This is a genomic window from Oceanobacillus sp. NCCP-135 (genome assembly GCF_059698015.1).
This window is the reverse complement of record NZ_BAAKSZ010000017.1, coordinates 1-19,787: the sequence shown is the minus strand read 5'-3', so window position 1 is coordinate 19,787 and position 19,787 is coordinate 1. Positions and strand designations below refer to the sequence as shown.

Below are 19,787 nucleotides of genomic sequence, written 5' to 3'. Positions count from 1 at the left end.
TCCTGATGAAAAGCTTTTTAAGGGATATCTATTGGAATAAAAAATTACTGCAATTCTTATTTTTGGGGATTGTGATTATTCTTATAGTATGGACGGGATACACTGATGTTGTGATAAGCTTCACCAAGGAGCAACAGCTTACCTTACTGTTGTTGGGAATAGCTATATTTTTGTGGATTACGACACCAATTCCAACAGGTGCAAGTAGTATATTCATTATAGCTTTGATATTGTTATTTGGATTGGTGGATAGCATGGATGAGGCTGTTGTCGGCTTTTTGTCCCCTGCCCTTTATTTTATTTTAATGCTATCCATTATAAGCCAAGCACTTGTGAAGGTTGGAATGGATAGTGTCATTGCTCGTTTCTTATTAAAAATCAGTAAAGGTGGGCCACTAATTATTATACTTGGTCTGCCATTATTTATTTTAATCCTGCCCATTTTGCTGCCATCTGCAGTAGCAAGATTTAAAATGTTACTCCCATTAATCACTCGTTTAAATAGCTATTATGGGTTAAATGACAAAAGCACCTTTAAAAAATATTGCCTTTATGTAATAGGCATGATGAATCAAAATGCTACCATGATCATTTATACTGGTGGTGGATTTCCCATTCTTGCCTCCCAGCTTTTACGTGATTATCATATTGCGAATTTAGGCTGGTTGGATTGGTTTTTGATAATTGCCCCACCATTATGGTTAGGCTCGTTTATTATCGTATTTTTTGTGTGGCGGTATTTGAAGCATCAAGCATTGGAACTTGATGAAGTGAAAATAGACCGAACGCATGAAGAGATACAGGAAAAGGAAGAAATCCCAGCGAAATTTTGGGTTGTTATGCTTAGCTTTCTGGCCATGATTGTTACATGGATTGTTACAGATCAACAGCAGATCCCGCTACTTATCCCACCGATGTTACTTGTCGTGTTTTATTCCTTGCCAAAAATAGGACTTGTTACAAATAAGGCGATTAGGAGTTTTGATTGGGAGAACTTTTTGCTGCTTGGCGCATCTTTTTCACTAGGTATTATCATGGAAGCGAACGGAACTGCAGCAGCTTTAGCGAGTAAATTGATTGAAATCATCCCAGAAGACATAGGTGTAATTAGTAAAGTAATTATCATTGCCCTGATTATTTTTACCTTACGCTTCTTTTTTATCGTTCCGTCATCTGCGGTGATTGTTATTTTTCCAATTGTAATGTCCTATTCGGAACTGATCGGGCTGCCGCCAATTCAATTAGCTTTTCTGGTGATTATGATTATTGGAAGTATGATGGTTCTGCCGATTCATGCTACTACTACGTATCTGGCTTATGATACAGGTGTTCTCAGAAAAAAAGAACAATACGTTATAGGGTTTTTCTCCAGTATCTTCTTCATGGTTATTGCCATTTTTGCAACACTTCTTTATTGGTGAAGAAAAGGTACCCGAAACTTGTCGTACAGCTCGGGTACTTTTTTAATTTTACAGCTTATACCCTGTCCTACTTTTAAATCGCTTCAAAATCACTGAGCTCTCAACACGGGTAATTCCCTCGACTGCATACAATTCATTATTAATAAACACCTCAAGCATCTGAAAATCCTCAACGAGTACATGCATATGCAGCGTGCTTGGTCCTGTCATTTGATAAATACTTGCCACGTTCGGATTATCTGCAAGGTTTTGTGCTACTTCCTGTAATTGCTTAGGCTCCACATCTACTTCAAAAAATGCAGAAACTTTCTTGCCGAATTTTTCCGAATTAATAACAACTGTGAATTTCTCGATAACACCCTTATCTCTGAGGTTTTTAATTCTGTCTTTTACAGCAACCCGAGATAAGCCTACTTTTTCAGCAAGCTCAACGTAAGATAATCTGCCATCTTCGGCTAATTCTTCTAATATTCTTTTATCGATTTCATCATATTTCATGACAGTGGCTCCTTTGCTTTATCTAGTATATAACATAATGAAAGGTTTTATAATAAATACAATATAAAATGAAGGTCTTGTTTATGAAAGACTTTATTATTGTATTGACAAATGGTAAATTATTTCGTAGTATATTATATAATTCAGAAAACAAAATTCATAGGAATAAGGGGCGTTTGTTTATGATTTCTTTTAATAATAACAGTTTACCATATCCGGTAACTCGTAATGCTACCTATGCAAAAAATGGGATGGTGGCAACCTCTCAGCCCCTTGCTTCACAGGCAGGGCTTGATATTTTGAAAAAAGGCGGGAATGCGATTGATGCGGCGATTGCTACTGCAGCATGCTTAACAGTCGTAGAGCCTACCTCCAATGGGATTGGCGGAGATGCGTTTGCATTAGTCTGGACAAAGGATAAGCTGCATGGATTAAACGCAAGTGGCAGATCCCCGAAAACTATTTCGATCGACGCAGTGAAAGAAGCAGGGCATGAGGAAATCCCAACATATGGCTGGATTCCTGTAACAGTTCCCGGGGCGCCAGGGGCATGGGCTGAACTTTCAAAGAAATTCGGAAAGCTTCCATTAATAGAGGTTTTGCAGCCGGCAATCACCTACGCTTCTGAAGGGTTTCCTGTATCACCAACATTGAGTAAGTATTGGAAGAATGCATATAAGAATTATAAGGAAAAACTAACGGATGAAGTATTTGAAAACTGGTTCGAAACATTTGCACCAAAAGGCCGAGCACCAGAGGCTGGTGAAATATGGTCTTCCGCAGATCATGCCGAGACACTGCAATCAATTGCCGAGACAAATGCAAAATCCTTTTACCATGGGAAATTGGCTGAGAAAATTGCAGCTTTCTCAAAGGAGAGTGGAGGCTTTTTAACAGCGGAGGATCTGGCAGACTATAAGGCAGACTGGGTTGAACCGATTAATGTAAATTACCGGGGCTATGACGTGTGGGAAATCCCTCCAAATGGCCAAGGAATTATTGCACTGCAAGCATTGAATATTTTAAAAGGATTTAATTTTACTCAAAAAGAATCTATAGATACGTATCATAAACAAATTGAAGCGATTAAACTTGCATTTGCTGATGGACAAAAGCATGTTACGGAAGAAAATTGTATGCTGTGCGGAACAAGCGATATATTGAGTGAAAGCTATGGAGAAGAACGAAGAAAATTAATTACAGACACTGCACTGGTCCCGCAAGCTGGAGAACCAGCAATGAGTGGCACTGTCTATTTGGCTACAGCAGATAACGAAGGAAATATGGTTTCATTTATCCAAAGTAATTATATGGGCTTTGGCTCCGGATTAGTTGTCCCAGGCACTGGAATTGCACTGCAAAATCGCGGGCATAATTTTTCTATGGATCCGGATCATGTCAATGCACTAGCAGGGGCTAAGCGAACCTATCATACGATTATTCCAGGATTTTTGACAAAAAATAATCTGCCTATTGGTCCCTTTGGTGTAATGGGTGGATTCATGCAGCCACAGGGGCATGTTCAAGTTATCATGAATTCGATTGATTTTGGATTGAATCCGCAAGCGGCACTGGATGCGCCGAGATGGCAATGGATGAAGGAAAAGACGGTAGAAGTGGAAAATAGATTTAGCCATCATCTGGCACAAGGTTTAGTGGAACGCGGACATGATATTCGAATACAGCTAGAGCCGAATAGTTTTGGCAGAGGTCAGATCATTTGGAGAGACCCTAATACAGGTGTACTTGTTGGTGGTACCGAGTCACGAACAGATGGTACGGTTTCTGCGTGGTAAGCCAATGAATTTACTGCGGAAGGTATGTGACTTATGAAAACACATTGGAATTTATTTATTGCATTTTTTCGTGTTGGGATGCTCGGCTATGGTGGTGGTCCAGGATCGATTCCTTTAGTCCATAAGGAAGTAGTGGGTAACTATAAATGGATGAGTGATGAAGAATTTGGCGACTTATTGGCCCTGGGAAATACATTGCCTGGCCCAATTGCTACAAAATTAGCAGGATATATTGGCCACCGTGTTTCTGGTTTTTGGGGAATGATGAATGCTGTATTCGCCTCTATTTTTCCAACAATTGTTTTAATGATTGTTTTACTCGCATCCCTTTCATCGATTAAGGAATTTGATTGGGTACAGGGAATGACTGCTGCAGTCATCCCGGTTGTTGGTGTGATGCTTGCCGTTTTAACCTGGCAATTCCTTGACAAAGCAGGAAAAGGGATGGGCTGGGTGCAGACAGGAATCATGGGTGTTATCATTTTTGTCCTGCTGCAATTTTTATCGGTACATCCCGGAATTATTATCGGTGCATTGATACTCATTGCATTGGTAAAAAGAGATGTGCCTAAAAACGATACACCCGTAAAAGAAGGTGATCCATCATGATGAAATATTGGGAAATCTTTTTAGCATTTTTCATTCCCGGTATACTCGGTTATGGTGGGGGTCCTGCATCTATTCCCCTTGTTGAAAATGAAGTTGTCAAGCGGTATGAATGGATGACTGTTCAGGAATTTAGTGAAGTGCTGGCACTTGGGAATTCTTTGCCAGGACCAATTGCCACAAAAATGGCAGGGTATATTGGTTATGATGTTGGGGGGATATTAGGAGCGGTGATAGGTGTTTTTGCGGCTGTAGCTCCGTCACTGATTATCATGATACTATTGCTAGGACTGCTTACTAAATACAAGGATTCCCCTAAGGTTAAACGGTTAACCCTATACGTTAGACCGGTTATTGCAATCTTACTTGGTGTCATGGCCTGGCGCTTTTTCTTTGAATCTTATGAGGGAGTAGGATTATGGCAAACAGCAATTATCACCGTTGTAAGCTATTTGCTGATGGAGCGATTCAAAGTGCATCCGGCATTTGTGATCGCAGGGGCGCTAGTGTATGGTGGGTTTTTATTATAGATTAATGGCGGGTAGGTGGCTATTAGTCGGAAAGCGCGCGGGATATCGCCCGGAGAATGGAAATATCGCCTGGAGCGTGCAGGAAATCGCCCGGAGCACGCGGGAAATCGCCTGGAGCGTGCGGGATATCGCCCGGAGAGCGGGAAATATCGGCCGGAGCACGGAGATATCGCCCGGAGAGCGAGAATATCGCCTGGAGCACGCGGGAAATCGCCCGGAGCGTGCGGAAATCGCCTGGAGCACGGAGATATCGCCCGGAGAGCGTAGATATCGCCCGGAGCGTGCGGAAATCGCCTGGAGAGCGCGAGATATCGCCCGGAGCACGCGGGAAATCGCCCGGAGAGCGAGAATATCGCCCGGAGCATGCAGGAAATCGCCTGGAGCGTGCGGAAATCGCCCGGAGAGCGTAGATATCGCCCGGAGCACGGAGATATCGCCGGGAGAGCGGGAAATATCGCCCGGAGCGTGCGGAAATCGCCTGGAGCACGGAGATATCGCCCGGAGCACGTAGATATCGCCCGGAGCATGCAGGAAATCGCCTGGAGAGCGCGAGATATCGCCCGAAGAGCGTAGATATCGCCCGGAGCATGCAGGAAATCGCCCGGAGAGCGGGAAATATCGCCCGGAGCATGCAGGAAATCGCCCGGAGCACGCGGGAAATCGCCTGGAGCGTGCGGGAAATCGCCTGGAGCGTGCGGGAAATCGCCTGGAGCATGCGGGAAATCGCCTGGAGAGCGGGAGATATCGGCCGGAGCACGTAGATATCGCCCGGAGCGTGCGGATATCGCCAACACATTAAAAAAAGCCTTTCATGACAAATCATGAAAGGCGCTTTTAATTATTCTACTAACCCCAACTTTTTCAAACCATTAAAAATTCCTGAATACGTTACAGAGGTTGTTTTGTGTTTTGCATAAGGGAATAGTGCTGGATCACCGTTTTCCATTGCAAAACTTTCACCAACAGATTGGAGCATTTCTTTATCGTTCATCCCGTCCCCGAAAGCAATTGCCTGTTCCGTAGAGATGTTTAACAGTTTAAGAATTTTTTTCACTGCTTCCCCTTTATTGACATTTTTCCTTATGATATCAAAGCAGTCCTGTGCACCTTCAATATTTACATGTGATAAATGAATATTTGCATTTAGTTCGTACATGGCTGCTTGCGTTGTTGTTGAGTTCATTATGGTGGCACCTAGGATCTGGCTTGCCAAATCATCCTTGAATGCTTCATTTTCCTTCAGTTGAAAAATATCAATAAAATTTATAACTGCGGGGCTAACTAGTGATGTAAAATAATTCTTCTCTGATGTGTACATCACTAGATCATTGCCATTTGCTTTGGCGATTTCAAGAAATTTTCCAATTGTTTCTTTCTTCATCGGTTCATCAATTATCGTTTCATGCTGATACCTGGCATAGGCGCCGTTATACCCAATAATCGACTCAATATTAAGCTCGGCAGCAAGCTCTTTTATTTCATGTGATGGTCTGCCAGTGCATAAGAAAACTTCGATTCCTCGATCCTGAAGCTGGGAAATAGCATCTTTCGTAGACTCCGTATAAGTATGATCAGGTTTTAAGATTGTTCCATCAATGTCCAGAAAAAGTATTTTGTAATTCATGAAGTTCTCCTTTATACATGTAATTGAATATAAGAGTATTCTATCATAGTTCAGGATTCAGAACATCACCGAGTACTTATTACTGCAGTTATTTCTCTTTTATAATGCTTTATCATCCACCAAATCAAGCCACTCCTCAATGGTACTGACGATAGATTCAACCGTTCCTTCTTCAAATGGGGAGCTTAGATTTGCTGCTTCCACTAGCTCTAGGAAGGATTTGGAGCCACCTAATTTACATAAATTTACATAGTCATCCCAAGCTTTTTCCTGATTTTTTCGGGATCGTTTCCAAAACTGGAATGCACAAATTTGCGCCAACGCATAATCAATATAATAGAATGGAACCTCATAAATATGCCCTTGGCGCTGCCAGAATCCCCCTGCCTCTAAATAAGCATTTCCATCATAATCACGATGGGGAAGATAGATTTCCTCTAATTTTTTCCAAGCCTCTTTTCGCTGATCCGGCGTCCAGTCCGGATTTTCATACACTAGATGCTGAAATTCATCGACTGCAACGCCATATGGAAGGAATTGCAGCCCTTCTGCTAAGTGGGAATACTTGTATTTATCTGTATCCTCTTTGAAGAAAAGATCCATCCATGGCCACGTGAAAAACTCCATGCTCATGGAATGGATTTCAGCTGCTTCACTCGTAGGAAACAGGTATTCAGGTATTCCGATATTGCGGCTGGAATATACTTGAAAAGCATGCCCGGCTTCATGTGTAAGAACGTCTATATCACCAGATGTACCATTGAAATTCGAAAAGATAAATGGTGACTGGTAATCTTCAATAAATGTACAATATCCCCCAGCTTCTTTTCCTTTTTTGGCTTCCAGATCCAGTAAATTACGCTCAAGCATATAATGGAAAAACTCATTGGTTTCATCGGATAATTCTTCGTACATCTTTTTCCCATTTTCAATAATCCATTCTGGTGTGCCTTTAGGTTTGGCGTTTCCACTTTGGAATTTATAGTTTTCATCATAGAACTTTAATTGATCAACACCAATAAGCTTTGCCTGTTTATCATAAAGTTTTGATGCCAATGGGACAATAAAATCACGTACTTGTTTTCGGAAGATCTTCACCATACTTTCGTCATAATCAATTCGTTGCATACGAAGATAACCAAGCTCTACGAAATTTTTAAATCCAAGTGCTGTCGCAATTTCATGACGTACTCCTACAAGCTGATCATAAATAGCATCAAATGTAGCTGCATGACTTGCAAAGAATCCAGCACTTGCATTTACTGCTTCCCTACGAATAGAACGATCTTTGTCCTGTGTAAATGGAGCAAGTTGGGCCAATGTATAGATTTCTCCCTGGAAATTAACTTCGGCTGATGCTACAAGCTTTGAATATTCCGATGACAGTTTATTTTCCTTTTGAAGCAAATGAATAATTTCAGGAGAAAATGCCTTGATCTCAAAATCTGCAATCTTAAATAATTGAGATCCCCATTTTTTCTTTAGGTTTTCGCAATATGGAGACCGAATTAATTCCTTGTAAAAGGATGTGCTGAATGCCCTCATTTCAGGCTCCAATTCATCAAAAAAATCACGCTCTTTTTGATAAAATTCGTCATTTGTATCAATGGATGCACGAATGTAAACGAGATTAGATAGTGTGGACAATCTATTGCGAAACGCATTTATTCCTTCGATCGCTTTGTTTGCCTCTTCCAATGAATCAGCATTCTTAAATGCATTCAAAAGTCCGGAAAATTTATCCTTTTCCTCTTGTAGATCGGGTCGTTGATACTTATAGTCTGCAAATTTTAACATATGTAGTCCTCCTTCTGTATAGGTATAGTATTCGACACACGGGGTGTGAATTCCTTGTTTGTTTTAAAAGGTTATATGTTAGTGATAAACTAAAGAGACAGTTGATACAAAAAGGAGATTCCCATGAAACCAAAATTCGAATTAACGAAAGAACAAAAAGACGAAATGGTCGGATCAATCAAAGGCTATTTTGAAAAGGAACGGGATGAGGAAATTGGTGATTTAGCGGCAATGCTACTGCTCGAGTTTTTTATGGAAGAGTTTGCACCAATGTTTTATAATATTGGGGTGGCGGATAGCCATGCATATTTACATGAAAAACTAGAAGATATATTTGAGATCCAAAAATAGGGTGGGAAGCAAATGACAATTGATGGCAGACATCGGAAAAATATTTATCCTGGATTAGAAGTGGCTATTGTTTTGAAAAAGGATCAAAGAACAGGAAAAACGACAAGTGGGATTGTTAAAGATCTACTGACAAATTCCCAGTTTCATCCACATGGAATTAAAGTTAGACTAGAAGATGGTCGGGTAGGGAGAGTTCATATAAAATAATTTAAAATGTCTGTTGATTGTCTAAATAAAATGATTGACAGATTTTTTAAAGCAAAGGCTATTTCCGTGGTGTTAGTACTGTTTGCTAAAGGTTTTAGGCCGTGTTCTAAGGTCCGCATCCGCCCTAAGTGCTTACGATTGGTGATTATACAAGTACTTATTACAAATAATAATATTACGTCGCATTTTAGGCTTTTACGCATAAAACGATGTGAGTGAGTAAATTATGTACAAAAGATATTAATCCTTGGATAACTCTGCAAAAGGCACATATCGCTAAATGCGCAAGGGCCGCATTTTATATAAACTCCTTCAGTTAGATTCAATTTACTCGTAAATGCTGCGGAGGTTAAAGAGGAAAAAATTACGAAAAAAGACATTGTTTTAAAAAGTACATCAGAAAGTATAAAATCACTCATTATATTAGGAAGAATGTTTATGAAGGAAATCGGTTTTTCGCCGATTTCCTCCAATCTGACCTCAGGCTTCTGGCATTTGGAAAGATGAGGAGTGAGCTGGGTTTTTCTTACTACGATGCCTGTGCCTCTCGTTTTCTTTCCGATGCCTCCACAACTACACTTGCAGTTGCATCACCCATCACATTTACAGATGTTCGCATCATATCAAGCACACGATCGACACCGGCAATCAATGCAATACCTTCAAGTGGAAGGTTAATTGCCGCAAGAACCATCGTTAACATGACAAGACCAGCACCGGGTACACCGGCTGTGCCAATGGAGGCAAGCGTTCCAATTAGGACTACCATCATAATTTGCGCAAAGGTTAGTTCTAAACCAAAATATTGTGCGATAAAAACAACGGCAACCCCCTGATATAACGCTGTTCCGTCCATGTTTATTGTCGCACCTAATGGAAGAATGAAACTGCTTGTTTCCTTTGATACACCAAGACTTTCCTGTGTGTTTTTCATCGTTACAGGCAAGGTTCCAGAGCTGCTGCTTGTGCTGAATGCTACAGTGGCAGCCGGGAAAATACCTTTAAAAAATGTGAGCGGATTCATTTTTCCGAGTGATTTTACTGCCAAAGAATAAATAATTCCTGCATGAATGACACATCCTATTAGCACAGCAATTATTAACTTGATTAGCGGAAGAAGTACGGATAATCCATACTCTCCAACAATTGGAGCAAGCAAGCCAAAAATACCAAAAGGTACAAGTATCATGATCAGTGCAGTTATTTTGTACATGATTTCTGCCAGTCCATCAAAGAACCGCTGTACCGGAGCAGCTTTTTCGCCAACTAATGTGATGCCAATTCCTAAGAAAATGGCAAAAAAGATAATTTGCAGTACATTTCCTGTTGTAAGGGATTCGATAGGATTTGTAGGGATAATATTTAATAATGTTTGGACTACACCTTCTGTTTCTGTCGGCTCTACTGCAGCTTCATTAACGGTAATATCAGTACCAGTTCCCGGGGAAATGACAAAACCTGCCGTTAGACCGATTGTGATTGCGGCAAAACTCGTTACTAAATAAAAGGAAATTGTTTTACCACCTAATCTGCTCAGTTTTTTAATGTCACCTGCACTGGTAACACCAATAACAATGGTTGCCAGGATTAATGGAACAATGATAAATTTAATAAGACGTAAAAATAAATCACCAATTGGTTGAACAAAACTTGCTCTTTCTCCAAAAATTAAACCAACAAAAATAGCGAGGATAAATGCGACAATAATTTGCCATACCAAACTTTTCTTCATAAGAACCTCCTTTAAATGGTGATAAAATACGAGTAGACACCTCCTTTTCAGGTTTGTACTATTATCCTATTCAATTTCATCTGGAAAAATTCAATTATTTCAGTGACTTCTTTTAAGGGAGATAAGGGAAAGAAAAAATTATCCGGTTCAATTGACTTTATTCTGGTTCAATTGTAGACTATATAAAGATACATATTTATTTTATGAGGTGAAAATCATGGTTCAATCAGTCTTTTTAATAGGAGCTATTTTAACAGTAGCTATTATTGTAATTAATCTTGTTCTGCTTAAGGCTTCATCAAAGGAAAAGTATACTGGTTATTATGCAAGCTTCGTTTTCATTATTGCAGGCTTACTATTCCTCGGTCTGGCATCCCTTATCGACAAAATTGAAGTTATGGGAGCAGGCTTAGGCGGATGGGGAATTGCATCTTTATTCGCAGCAGCAGTCGGACTAATTGTTACATCCATTCTAGATTCCAATGCAAATAATGCAAATGTATAAAGAAGAATTTTAAAAAAAGAGTGACGGATCGCTCTTTTTTTTGTGGGTAAAATATATGTGAACCATGTATTGTAAACCAGCCTGCGGGCAGATGTACTCGCTCACGAGCAGAAGTTCACGCTCACGAGCAGAAGTTTCCGTACTCGGGCAGAAGTTTCCGTACTCGGGCAGAAGTTCTCGCCCTCGGGAAGATGTACTCGCCCACGAGTTGATACTATTTTAAATACGTATTCCCATCACGTTGCTCAATCTTTCCTTCTTTCATTAATTTTCCAAGTGCTCGTTTGAAAGCTGCTTTGCTTATATGAAAAGTTCCGCGAATATCCTCGGGATCACTTTTGTCACTGAAAGGGATGACACCATCATTATTTTCCAAATGTGCTAAAATGGTCTCTGCATCCTCTCCCATACTGTGCCGCTTGAGTGGTCTTAGTGAAATATTCAATGTTCCATCTTCTTTTACGTTGATTACACGACCTTCAACCAATTCGCCAAGGCGAGGCTCTGTTTTTCGCTCGGTATGGTGGATGAATCCACGATAATCATCATTAGTTATAATTGCGGATCCTTCCTTACTCGTATGATAAACAGTACCACTGATCGGTTTATTCAACAAATCATCGGGGGCTAATTCTATCTCTCTTGCAATGATTCCTTCCGTAGCTGGGATTGCGAGCAGACGCCCTTTTTGATCTTTTCCTAATGTAACAAAAAGCTTGTCACCCACGCGTGGCCACACCGTTTCGAATAATGGCAAATCATCTTTTGAGACAAGCATTTCCTTCGTTGTACCAATGTTGACGAATGCCCCAAGATTTGGAATAACCTCAACAACCTCAGCCCAGCCGAATTCATCCATTTGTACTGTGGGTAATTTTGTTGTTGCTGTAATGTTTCCTTTTTTATCGGAATATAGAAAAACGTTTACCTGTTGATCCGTCTCCAGCTCATTTTCCGTTTCATTATGATGCAGCAAGGCTTCATCCATATCTTTTTGCAAAACATATCCCGAGTCGATTTTTCGTAATACAGTCATTGTTTGAATGGTTCCGAGTGGTAACATCGTTTAGCCTTCTTTCTTTTATGTATATATTGGAAAAGGGATACCCTTCTATAAGAGTATCCCTTTAATTTCAAAAGTAACACATAAGTTTCATTTTTATTTTTAATCCCGATGAATTCGGGTGGGAAATTCTCAATTCGTGTGCTCATTTAAGTTTAAGCATTTCTTTAATGTATCATGGAATAACATTAACTTCTCTTTTCATTTTTAAACTCAGCCGATATAGCTTAAGAGTCTCTTAAAGAATTTCACTTTACCGCGGTACATGTTCCACTGGGTGTCTAGCTTCAGCTCCCAGCGACTTGCGAGACTTCCCTCACCTCCGTACGATAAAGAAGACTTGCCGATTGGTGAAACCAGAGGCTTAGTCGTACTTATACCCTTGTGGTGAAAGTCAACATCAACTCACTATGTTCGTTGTGTTTCCTTTATCTCCAAGAATAAGAGGAAGTTCAGTTAAAATCGCTTCGTCCTGTCGCAATACTGAACTGACCAATATCCTGTTGGCCTCAGTCCGACCGTCGCTAACCGGTCGCTTACGCCTTTCCTTGTTCTCTCAACTTAAGCAACGTAAGCCCTACCTGCTCTTACGTCCTTGCGACCCCTTAGTCGCGCCAGTGTGAATAAGCATCTTCAAAAACATTGTAGAATGCCAGATGACTTATTTGTTACTTCATTTTGTTAACTTGAATATAATATCATGTGCTTAAATATTTGTCAAATTTTAACGATCTTTTTTTAGAAAACTTGGTTGTCACCAAGCCCTTAAGTGACAACCTTAGTTCAACGAAAAATACTTTTCGTCTGCGATGTAAATGCTTCGAAGTATTACTTATGCACTTATGCAGTAAGGAAGTATTTTATCCTTTCTTAACTGCCAAATAGAGCAGTTGTGATAGTTTCATGGATAGATAAAAGATTACGATGGAAGCCAGCACTAAAATGATAAATGGCTGATATGGAATATATTTTTCTACTAGCAATACAAAGCCAGCATCAAGTTCATTAAAAATAATCACTTCCTCCATTTCCAATACCGTCACAAGTGGTGTTAATGAATAATAAGTTCCAAGTAGCAAGAGAACCATTAGACAGCCAACAGACAGTGTAAATGATCGAAACAAGTAGAAAAAAGGAACAGTAATTGCTGTTATGATTGCCCCAATGCTAAAATTTACCATAATATCCTTCCAGCCGTAGATATATCGATTGAGATCAGTGAAGGATATTATTGCATAACCGATTATCCATTGATACAGGATGATGCAAATGGATAACAGCATAATGGATTGGTACCTACGCCTGACAACTCGAGAGGCTTGAATGGGTAAGCTGATCAGGAACTTATTTACATTTGCACGATCATCATAATAAAACAATGCGATCATTAAGCTTAAAGCAATTGCGATAAACGTGAAAACTGGCGGTAAAAATATGAGATATGCTATTGGCAAAAGTAATAGTATAGATAAATAGGTGATCCAGGTGTTTACAAGTAAATCCTGTTTGATAAGCTGCGGCACCTTTGTACCTCCTTTACAAAATATCTTTTTTGACATAAATCCATGCAGCCAGCCTATAGGAAAGATATAGACTACCAAGCGAAAACCCAATAAGAATAAGCACAGGTTGCAGGTCGATGATATCAAGGATGAAGAGTATAATCCTATCACTTACCTGAATATACGGGTTTCCAATGATAATCACGATGCCAAATCCAATGGAAAATAACATAACCATTTGTATGAAAAAGGCTCTCATATAGGATTGGAAAATATAATAAATCGGAATCGAAATGGACAGCATCAATGAAATGGAAACGAATATTAATAAAGGTAAAAACCAATGCATCGGTTCCGACTCCAGGTATGGCAATCCAAAATGGGCAATCCTATTAATCAGCCAAAGGTATAGCAGGAATCCTATCGTAACAATTAGAAAAAATACATATTTACCCAGGACGATATATTTCTTTCTGAATGGAAGACTTGCTGTGAATCGATTAACATGATTTTTGCTGTCATAGTAAAATGCATTAAAAATAAAACCAAGCATGGTAGCAAAATACAAATAAGTACTGGGCATATCTAAAACGAAAAAGACCGGAATAATTAGAATAAGAAAAACGATATATATTACATTTATTTGAAATTCCTTTTTAATAAGCTGTGCCACAAATTAATTCTCCTTCCGTGTCATGAAATACATAATATCTTCCAGTGTTGCTTTCTCAATTATAATTTCTTCACCATATGGATCGAAAATGGATGGATCCCCTTCAAATAATCCGCTAAATCCTATTTCGGTTTTCTGAAGACCAGAAAATAATTCTTTTGTATCAGCATCAATGATGTCTGATTTTCCTTTAATGATATGAAACTGGCTCTGTAATTCCTCCATGCTCTTTTGAAAAATAACTTTACCCTGAAAAATGAATACAACATAATCTGCCACACGATCCAAGTCTGTCGTTATATGGCTTGAGAAAAATATCGTTTGATTTTCATTCACCATCAATTCCTGAAGGTGATCGAGCAATTCCCTTCTGAAAATAGGGTCAAGTCCAGAGGTAGGCTCATCCATGACGATAAATTCCGGCTCATGTGATAGTGCAAATAATAATGAGCATTTCATTTTCATCCCTTTAGAAAAATGCTTTATTTTCTTACGAAGTGGCAATTCAAATTTTACAAGATAGTCCTGAAATAATTCTTCGTTCCAGGTTTCATAAAATGGCGCAATGAAGGATTTCATTTTTTTAATGGTGAATTCTTCATACATGTAAAGGTCATCATATACGAATCCAATTTTTTGTTTAACATGATGATCCTTGTGACTCCTGCCGAAAAGCTGAATATCTCCTTCGTCCATTTGCAGAATGTTCATCATCAGTTGAATGGTCGTTGTTTTTCCACTCCCATTTGGTCCGATAAACCCTGTTATATAACCCTTTGGAATGGTTATATTTAAATTTTCAACAGAAAACCCCTTACGTTTTTTTGTGACATGATGAAACTCAACCGTATTCATATTACAACTCCTCTTCAAAATAAATAGATATCAGTTCGAATAATTCTGCTTTCGTTAAGCCAAGTTTTTTTCCTTCAAGGACAACTTTTTCCAGTTCATTTTCCAGCTTGCGAACCTGCCATTCCCTGAGCACATGTGGTTGCTGCCCGGCGACAAATGTTCCTTTACCAACAGCAGAAATTAAATAGCCTTCCTGTTCAAGATCTTCATAAGCCCGCTTTGTTGTAATCACACTGACTTTTAGATCCTTTGCCAAAACCCTCATAGAAGGAAGCGCATCGCCTTCCTTTAGTTCACCGGAGAAAATATGCTGTTTAATTTGTTCCTTGATTTGTTGGAAAAGAGGCTCTTTACTGTTGCTCTTTATAAGAATATCCATAGAACAATCCCTCGTTTTCTATTGTATATATACATTATATACAATATGTACATTGTGTCAAGAAACTTTTTAATAGGAATATATGAAAAGTGGAAGATCCCAAATTTAAAACAGGAAAATAGACCAGTTTTCAAAAGCTTGTCCACCTCTTAAGCCAATTATGATAAACTAATAGAATTGAATGATTAAATGGAGATGTCAGCATGAGTTTATTTTTAAATGTTATTATACCAATCATGGCTGTTTTCGCTTCGGGATTTATTTTGCAGCGAATTAGGGTGCTTGATGTTCGATCAGTTTCAGCGATTACATTGTATATATTGAGTCCGGCACTCGTTTTTATTACATTGTACGATGCTGAATTTGACAGTGGTTTTATGATTGTACTTATCTATTCATTTGTATTGTTTTTCATTATGGTATGTTTGAATAAGCTCTTAGCGAAAATTTTTAAATGGGAGCCTAATTTGGAAAGCGCTTCGATCCTGGCGACTGGATTTATGAATTCCGGAAATTATGGGTTGCCGGTTGTCCTGTTCAGTATTGGAAATGCGGCATTGCCGTATGCCATCTTTATTATGGTAGTACAAGCCCTGCAAAAAAATTTCTTTGGGGTGTATTATGCATCACGTAGCTCAAGTGGTATAAAGCGGGCGTTTGCAAATGTAATGAAAATGCCAACAACCTATGCAGCTATTCTGGCATTTATTTTTCAGTATTATTCTGTTGGTGTTGCTGAATCGATCCATTCTACCTTATCCATGGTAGGAAATGCAGCCATCCCGGTTATGATGATTTTGCTTGGTATGCAGCTTGGTTCGATGACAAAATTAAAATTGAACTGGCAGGTGGTCATTTCAGCAGTGACCCTGAAAATGGTGATTGCACCACTGATTGCGTTTGGATTTGTAGCCATTATTGATATGGATCCGATTATCGCAGCAGTACTTATTATTATCTCCGCCATGCCGACTGCAGCCACAACAACAATGTATGCGATTGAATTTGATACCGAACCGGATTTAGTCTCAAGTATTACCTTTATCGCAACAGTTACAAGTATTATTACCTTAACGATCCTGTTGAATATTGTATCTTAATGTTTCCGTTGTTCAAGTTACGGGTAAATGAAACATAAATACTGCGCCTTAGGACAGGAAGGATGAAGAATATGCTAAGAACAATATTAATGATAATTGGTGCAATTGTTGTGATTGGATGGATTATTTCACTACTTTAACTAAGCGATAATTTTGCAGTACCCAAGGGTTTTACCTATATAATAGGAGGAGGGCCCTTGGGTATTTTAATTAGGAGGCGGCTTTAAATGGATCTAAAATTAACGGGGAAATCAGTCATTGTAACAGCTGCTAGTAAGGGACTTGGCAAAGCAGCGGCAATGGAATTTGCCAGAGAAGGAGCACATGTCTTCATTAGCAGCAGAAGGGAGGAGGCACTGGAAAAGGCTGTTGCTGAAATAAAAGCTGAAACGAGAAATACAAACATCGATTATACTGTTTGCAATATGAAAGATGCACAAGAGATTAAACAGCTTGTGGAAAAAGCTGTTTCCGTAAATGGTACTGTTGATGTTCTGATTAATAATGCAGGAGGTCCTCCAGCAGGAAGCTTCTTAAACATGACTGATGAAGACTGGTATCATGCATTTGAGATGAATTTACTCAGTTTTATCCGCACAATTCGTGAAGTTGTGCCAATGATGAAGAAAAATAGGGCTGGGCATATCGTCAATCTAGCTTCATCCTCCATTAAACAAAGCCTTGATAATCTTGTGCTTTCCAATACAATGAGACCTGGGATTGTCGGGTTATCAAAAACACTGGCACAAGAGCTGGGTGAAGCTAATATTTTAATCAATACAATCGGACCTGGCACGATTGAAACAGATCGCATTGTGGAATTGAATCAAGTTCGTGCTGAAAAAATAAATAAACCAGTTGAAGAAGTAAGAAAAGAAGCGGAAGAAAAAATCCCAATGAAACGATACGGACAGCCGGATGAATTTGCAAAAGCAATTGTTTTTCTTGCGTCGGGTGCAAACACGTATATTACCGGACAGTCCCTGATTGTGGATGGAGGACTGGTGAAGGCATTATAAAATATTCAAAATCCCAAGGGCTATCAACAATAATGGTGGCATAAATGTCACTTTTTGCAGCATTCTGGTTTTTGACAAAAGAATTCCTATGCGAATACCCCAAAAGACAAATAAACCACTCATAAAGGCGATGAGAAATGCTGTTAAAATTGGTGCATAACCTAACATGGAAGCACCTATCCCAGCACCAAATGCATCAAGTGCTAGTGCCGCACCTAACAGCAATGCTTCATGGGCGGAAATCGTACCAGATTGATCTAGATCTGCTTTATCTGGCGTGGAGAGTACAGTTGTTAAAAAGTTTTGCTCTGATTCGTCCGTCGCATCCTCCCGCTTCGGACGAATATTATTATAAAGGGAAAACACCCCCAGAAATATTAAAATGCTCCCACCAATTGTTGTGGCTACATCTGGTGAGATATATGAACTGAAAACAGAGCCAATTGTCATTGCTGCTAACACGATAATCCCGGAGCAGCACATAATAATGAACAATGCATTGAATGGCACAAGAATTTTTCGCATCCCATACGTAATTCCCACACCAAATCCATCGAGACTAACAGCAATGACTAAGAGAAATAAACCTGTATAAAAAAGCATTCTACCATTTCCTTTATTAGCTTTCCTTGATTATTTATTGTATTGTATGGAAATTGTGTATGGTATGTGAGCAGCTTTCATTCTTACCTGCACATCATCCATTAATTATGGTAAAGTTAACAGTAGCTATTTCTTAACACTGATAGGAAGAAAAACGTTTTTTTTAGAAACCAGAATAAGTGCAGATTGTAGGCTTGCTCGCCAAGTATAGGGATTTCTAAGAAAGCAAAAAACGCTTTCAAAGCATCCTTTTAACGGGAAGCCAAGTTTTCGAGGAAGAGGGGATTTTTTTAATGAGTAAAACAGTTGTACTAGCAGAAAAGCCTTCCGTTGGCCGTGACATTGCCCGTGTCTTAAATTGCAATAAAAAAGGCAATGGCTATCTGGAAGGATCAAAATATATTGTGACATGGGCACTCGGTCACTTGATTACATTGGCTGATCCAGAAGTGTATGATGATAAATATAAAACATGGAAGCTGGTTGATCTGCCCATGCTGCCATCGCAATTGAAACTGGTTGTGATCAAGAAGACTGGTAAACAGTTTAGTTCAGTGAAGACACAGCTGAACCGCAAAGATGTAAGTGAGGTCGTTATCGCAACAGATGCCGGGCGTGAAGGGGAGTTAGTCGCACGCTGGATTTTGGAAAAAGCGCATGTATCAAAGCCTGTGAAGCGGTTATGGATTTCATCTGTTACGGATAAGGCGATTCGTGATGGCTTTAACCAGCTAAAGCCTGGAGCGAAATATGAAAATTTATATGCATCAGCAGTGGCTCGTTCTGAAGCGGACTGGTATGTAGGACTCAACGCGACACGTGCTCTGACAACCAAATTTAATGCACAGCTTTCCAGTGGGCGGGTGCAAACACCTACAGTAGCCATAATTGCGACAAGGGAAGATGAAATTAAAAATTTCAAGCCACAAACATATTATGGTATCGAGGCACAAACAGATACGATTAAATTAACATGGCAAGATTCGAACGGTAATAGTCGTAGCTTTAACAAGGAAAAAATTGATGCAATTGTTAAAGCACTTGGTTGTCAAGATGCTAAAGTTGTGACGATTGACCGTAAACCCAAAAGATCATTTGCTCCGGGGCTTTATGATTTAACAGAACTACAACGTGATGCAAATAAGTTCTTTGGCTATTCAGCAAAGGAAACATTAAATATAATGCAAAAACTGTATGAGCAACATAAAGTGTTAACATACCCTCGTACAGATTCTCGATATATTTCAAGTGATATTGTTTCAACGATTCCTGATCGCTTAAAAGCCTGTGGTGTTGGTGAGTATCGATCAGCGGCAAATAAAATTTTAGCTAAGCCAATTAAAGCAAATAAATCGTTCGTCAATGACTCGAAATTAAGCGATCATCATGCAATTATCCCTACTGAAGGATATGTGAATTTCTCTGCTTTCACTGGTAAAGAAAGAAAAATCTATGATTTAGCCCAAGTTTGGTGACATAAATTTCCAATTCCTTTATTATCAACAGTTTGAAGGCTTTAATTAATT

21 protein-coding genes and 1 pseudogene are annotated in these 19,787 nt (G+C 39.3%); 12 read left to right on the top strand and 10 right to left on the bottom strand.

Going from position 1 to position 19,787, the window contains the following annotated elements:
* Positions 1 to 5 precede the first annotated feature (5 nt).
* Complete coding sequence (locus AC6HVZ_RS12630) at positions 6 to 1,421, top strand: SLC13 family permease (RefSeq protein WP_497558526.1); 1,416 nt, start codon at positions 6 to 8, stop codon at positions 1,419 to 1,421.
* A gap of 48 nt (positions 1,422 to 1,469) precedes the next feature.
* On the opposite strand, the gene AC6HVZ_RS12625 is transcribed toward AC6HVZ_RS12630, so the two are convergent.
* Positions 1,470 to 1,919: an Lrp/AsnC family transcriptional regulator gene (locus tag AC6HVZ_RS12625; protein WP_497558525.1), complete on the bottom strand. Its 450-nt coding sequence runs from the start codon at positions 1,917 to 1,919 to the stop codon at positions 1,470 to 1,472.
* Positions 1,920 to 2,101: 182 nt separating this feature from the next.
* Between AC6HVZ_RS12625 and ggt the strand changes: the two genes are divergently transcribed.
* The 5 genes from ggt to AC6HVZ_RS12600 all read left to right on the top strand — a co-directional run bounded on the left by ggt (position 2,102) and on the right by AC6HVZ_RS12600 (position 5,612).
* Positions 2,102 to 3,715, top strand: coding sequence for a gamma-glutamyltransferase (gene ggt / locus AC6HVZ_RS12620; RefSeq protein WP_497558524.1), 1,614 nt, complete (start codon positions 2,102 to 2,104; stop codon positions 3,713 to 3,715).
* A 33-nt stretch (positions 3,716 to 3,748) separates the two neighbouring features.
* Positions 3,749 to 4,324 carry a chromate transporter gene (locus AC6HVZ_RS12615; protein WP_497558523.1) on the top strand — a complete coding sequence of 192 codons (576 nt, stop codon included), beginning with the start codon at positions 3,749 to 3,751 and terminating at the stop codon, positions 4,322 to 4,324.
* A complete protein-coding gene (locus AC6HVZ_RS12610) occupies positions 4,324 to 4,851 on the top strand; it encodes a chromate transporter (RefSeq protein ID WP_497558522.1) in 528 nt (175 codons plus the stop codon). The genes AC6HVZ_RS12615 and AC6HVZ_RS12610 overlap by 1 nt, the downstream gene beginning before the upstream one ends.
* Positions 4,832 to 5,362 carry a hypothetical protein gene (locus tag AC6HVZ_RS12605; protein WP_497558521.1) on the top strand — a complete coding sequence of 177 codons (531 nt, stop codon included), beginning with the start codon at positions 4,832 to 4,834 and terminating at the stop codon, positions 5,360 to 5,362. Before AC6HVZ_RS12610 ends, AC6HVZ_RS12605 begins: the two co-directional genes overlap by 20 nt.
* A gap of 76 nt (positions 5,363 to 5,438) precedes the next feature.
* On the top strand, positions 5,439 to 5,612 hold the full coding sequence (locus AC6HVZ_RS12600) for a hypothetical protein (protein ID WP_497558520.1): 174 nt from the start codon (positions 5,439 to 5,441) through the stop codon (positions 5,610 to 5,612).
* A gap of 77 nt (positions 5,613 to 5,689) precedes the next feature.
* On the opposite strand, the gene AC6HVZ_RS12595 is transcribed toward AC6HVZ_RS12600, so the two are convergent.
* A complete protein-coding gene (locus AC6HVZ_RS12595) occupies positions 5,690 to 6,475 on the bottom strand; it encodes an HAD family hydrolase (RefSeq protein WP_497558519.1) in 786 nt (261 codons plus the stop codon).
* A gap of 99 nt (positions 6,476 to 6,574) precedes the next feature.
* A complete protein-coding gene (locus AC6HVZ_RS12590) occupies positions 6,575 to 8,272 on the bottom strand; it encodes a M3 family oligoendopeptidase (RefSeq protein ID WP_497558518.1) in 1,698 nt (565 codons plus the stop codon).
* A 123-nt stretch (positions 8,273 to 8,395) separates the two neighbouring features.
* Here AC6HVZ_RS12590 and AC6HVZ_RS12585 point away from each other — a divergent pair, with 123 nt between their 5' ends.
* Positions 8,396 to 8,623 carry a DUF2164 domain-containing protein gene (locus tag AC6HVZ_RS12585; RefSeq protein WP_497558517.1) on the top strand — a complete coding sequence of 76 codons (228 nt, stop codon included), beginning with the start codon at positions 8,396 to 8,398 and terminating at the stop codon, positions 8,621 to 8,623.
* 12 nt (positions 8,624 to 8,635) lie between these two features.
* Positions 8,636 to 8,830 carry a YwbE family protein gene (locus tag AC6HVZ_RS12580; RefSeq protein ID WP_497558516.1) on the top strand — a complete coding sequence of 65 codons (195 nt, stop codon included), beginning with the start codon at positions 8,636 to 8,638 and terminating at the stop codon, positions 8,828 to 8,830.
* Between the two features lie 529 nt (positions 8,831 to 9,359).
* Here the strand turns inward: AC6HVZ_RS12580 and AC6HVZ_RS12575 are convergent.
* Positions 9,360 to 10,562 carry a dicarboxylate/amino acid:cation symporter gene (locus AC6HVZ_RS12575; RefSeq protein ID WP_497558515.1) on the bottom strand — a complete coding sequence of 401 codons (1,203 nt, stop codon included), beginning with the start codon at positions 10,560 to 10,562 and terminating at the stop codon, positions 9,360 to 9,362.
* 217 nt (positions 10,563 to 10,779) lie between these two features.
* Between AC6HVZ_RS12575 and AC6HVZ_RS12570 the strand changes: the two genes are divergently transcribed.
* Positions 10,780 to 11,067: a hypothetical protein gene (locus AC6HVZ_RS12570; protein WP_497558514.1), complete on the top strand. Its 288-nt coding sequence runs from the start codon at positions 10,780 to 10,782 to the stop codon at positions 11,065 to 11,067.
* A 214-nt stretch (positions 11,068 to 11,281) separates the two neighbouring features.
* Here AC6HVZ_RS12570 and AC6HVZ_RS12565 read toward each other — a convergent pair whose 3' ends face one another.
* The 5 genes from AC6HVZ_RS12565 to AC6HVZ_RS12545 form a co-directional block, all read right to left on the bottom strand.
* Positions 11,282 to 12,130, bottom strand: a complete 849-nt coding sequence (locus tag AC6HVZ_RS12565; protein ID WP_497558513.1) for a CvfB family protein — start codon at positions 12,128 to 12,130, stop codon at positions 11,282 to 11,284.
* A gap of 860 nt (positions 12,131 to 12,990) precedes the next feature.
* Entirely contained in the window at positions 12,991 to 13,653 is a 663-nt protein-coding gene (locus tag AC6HVZ_RS12560; protein ID WP_497558512.1) for an ABC-2 transporter permease, read from the bottom strand.
* A gap of 13 nt (positions 13,654 to 13,666) precedes the next feature.
* On the bottom strand, positions 13,667 to 14,305 hold the full coding sequence (locus AC6HVZ_RS12555) for an ABC-2 transporter permease (RefSeq protein ID WP_497558511.1): 639 nt from the start codon (positions 14,303 to 14,305) through the stop codon (positions 13,667 to 13,669).
* A gap of 3 nt (positions 14,306 to 14,308) precedes the next feature.
* Positions 14,309 to 15,160, bottom strand: a complete 852-nt coding sequence (locus AC6HVZ_RS12550) for an ABC transporter ATP-binding protein (RefSeq protein ID WP_497558510.1) — start codon at positions 15,158 to 15,160, stop codon at positions 14,309 to 14,311.
* Position 15,161: 1 nt separating this feature from the next.
* A complete protein-coding gene (locus AC6HVZ_RS12545; protein WP_497558509.1) occupies positions 15,162 to 15,539 on the bottom strand; it encodes a GntR family transcriptional regulator in 378 nt (125 codons plus the stop codon).
* 203 nt (positions 15,540 to 15,742) lie between these two features.
* On the opposite strand from AC6HVZ_RS12545, the gene AC6HVZ_RS12540 reads away from it, so the two are divergent.
* Both AC6HVZ_RS12540 and AC6HVZ_RS12535 read left to right on the top strand, forming a co-directional pair.
* On the top strand, positions 15,743 to 16,639 hold the full coding sequence (locus AC6HVZ_RS12540) for an AEC family transporter (protein WP_497558508.1): 897 nt from the start codon (positions 15,743 to 15,745) through the stop codon (positions 16,637 to 16,639).
* Positions 16,640 to 16,866: 227 nt separating this feature from the next.
* A complete protein-coding gene (locus tag AC6HVZ_RS12535) occupies positions 16,867 to 17,658 on the top strand; it encodes an SDR family oxidoreductase (RefSeq protein WP_497558507.1) in 792 nt (263 codons plus the stop codon).
* Here AC6HVZ_RS12535 and ytaF read toward each other — a convergent pair.
* Entirely contained in the window at positions 17,653 to 18,261 is a 609-nt protein-coding gene (ytaF, locus tag AC6HVZ_RS12530) for a sporulation membrane protein YtaF (RefSeq protein ID WP_497558506.1), read from the bottom strand. The genes AC6HVZ_RS12535 and ytaF overlap by 6 nt on opposite strands.
* Positions 18,262 to 18,554: 293 nt before the next feature.
* Here ytaF and topB point away from each other — a divergent pair.
* Positions 18,555 to 19,721, top strand: a pseudogene (gene topB / locus AC6HVZ_RS12525) (DNA topoisomerase III); the annotation flags it as partial.
* Between the last annotated feature and the right edge of the window lie 66 nt (positions 19,722 to 19,787).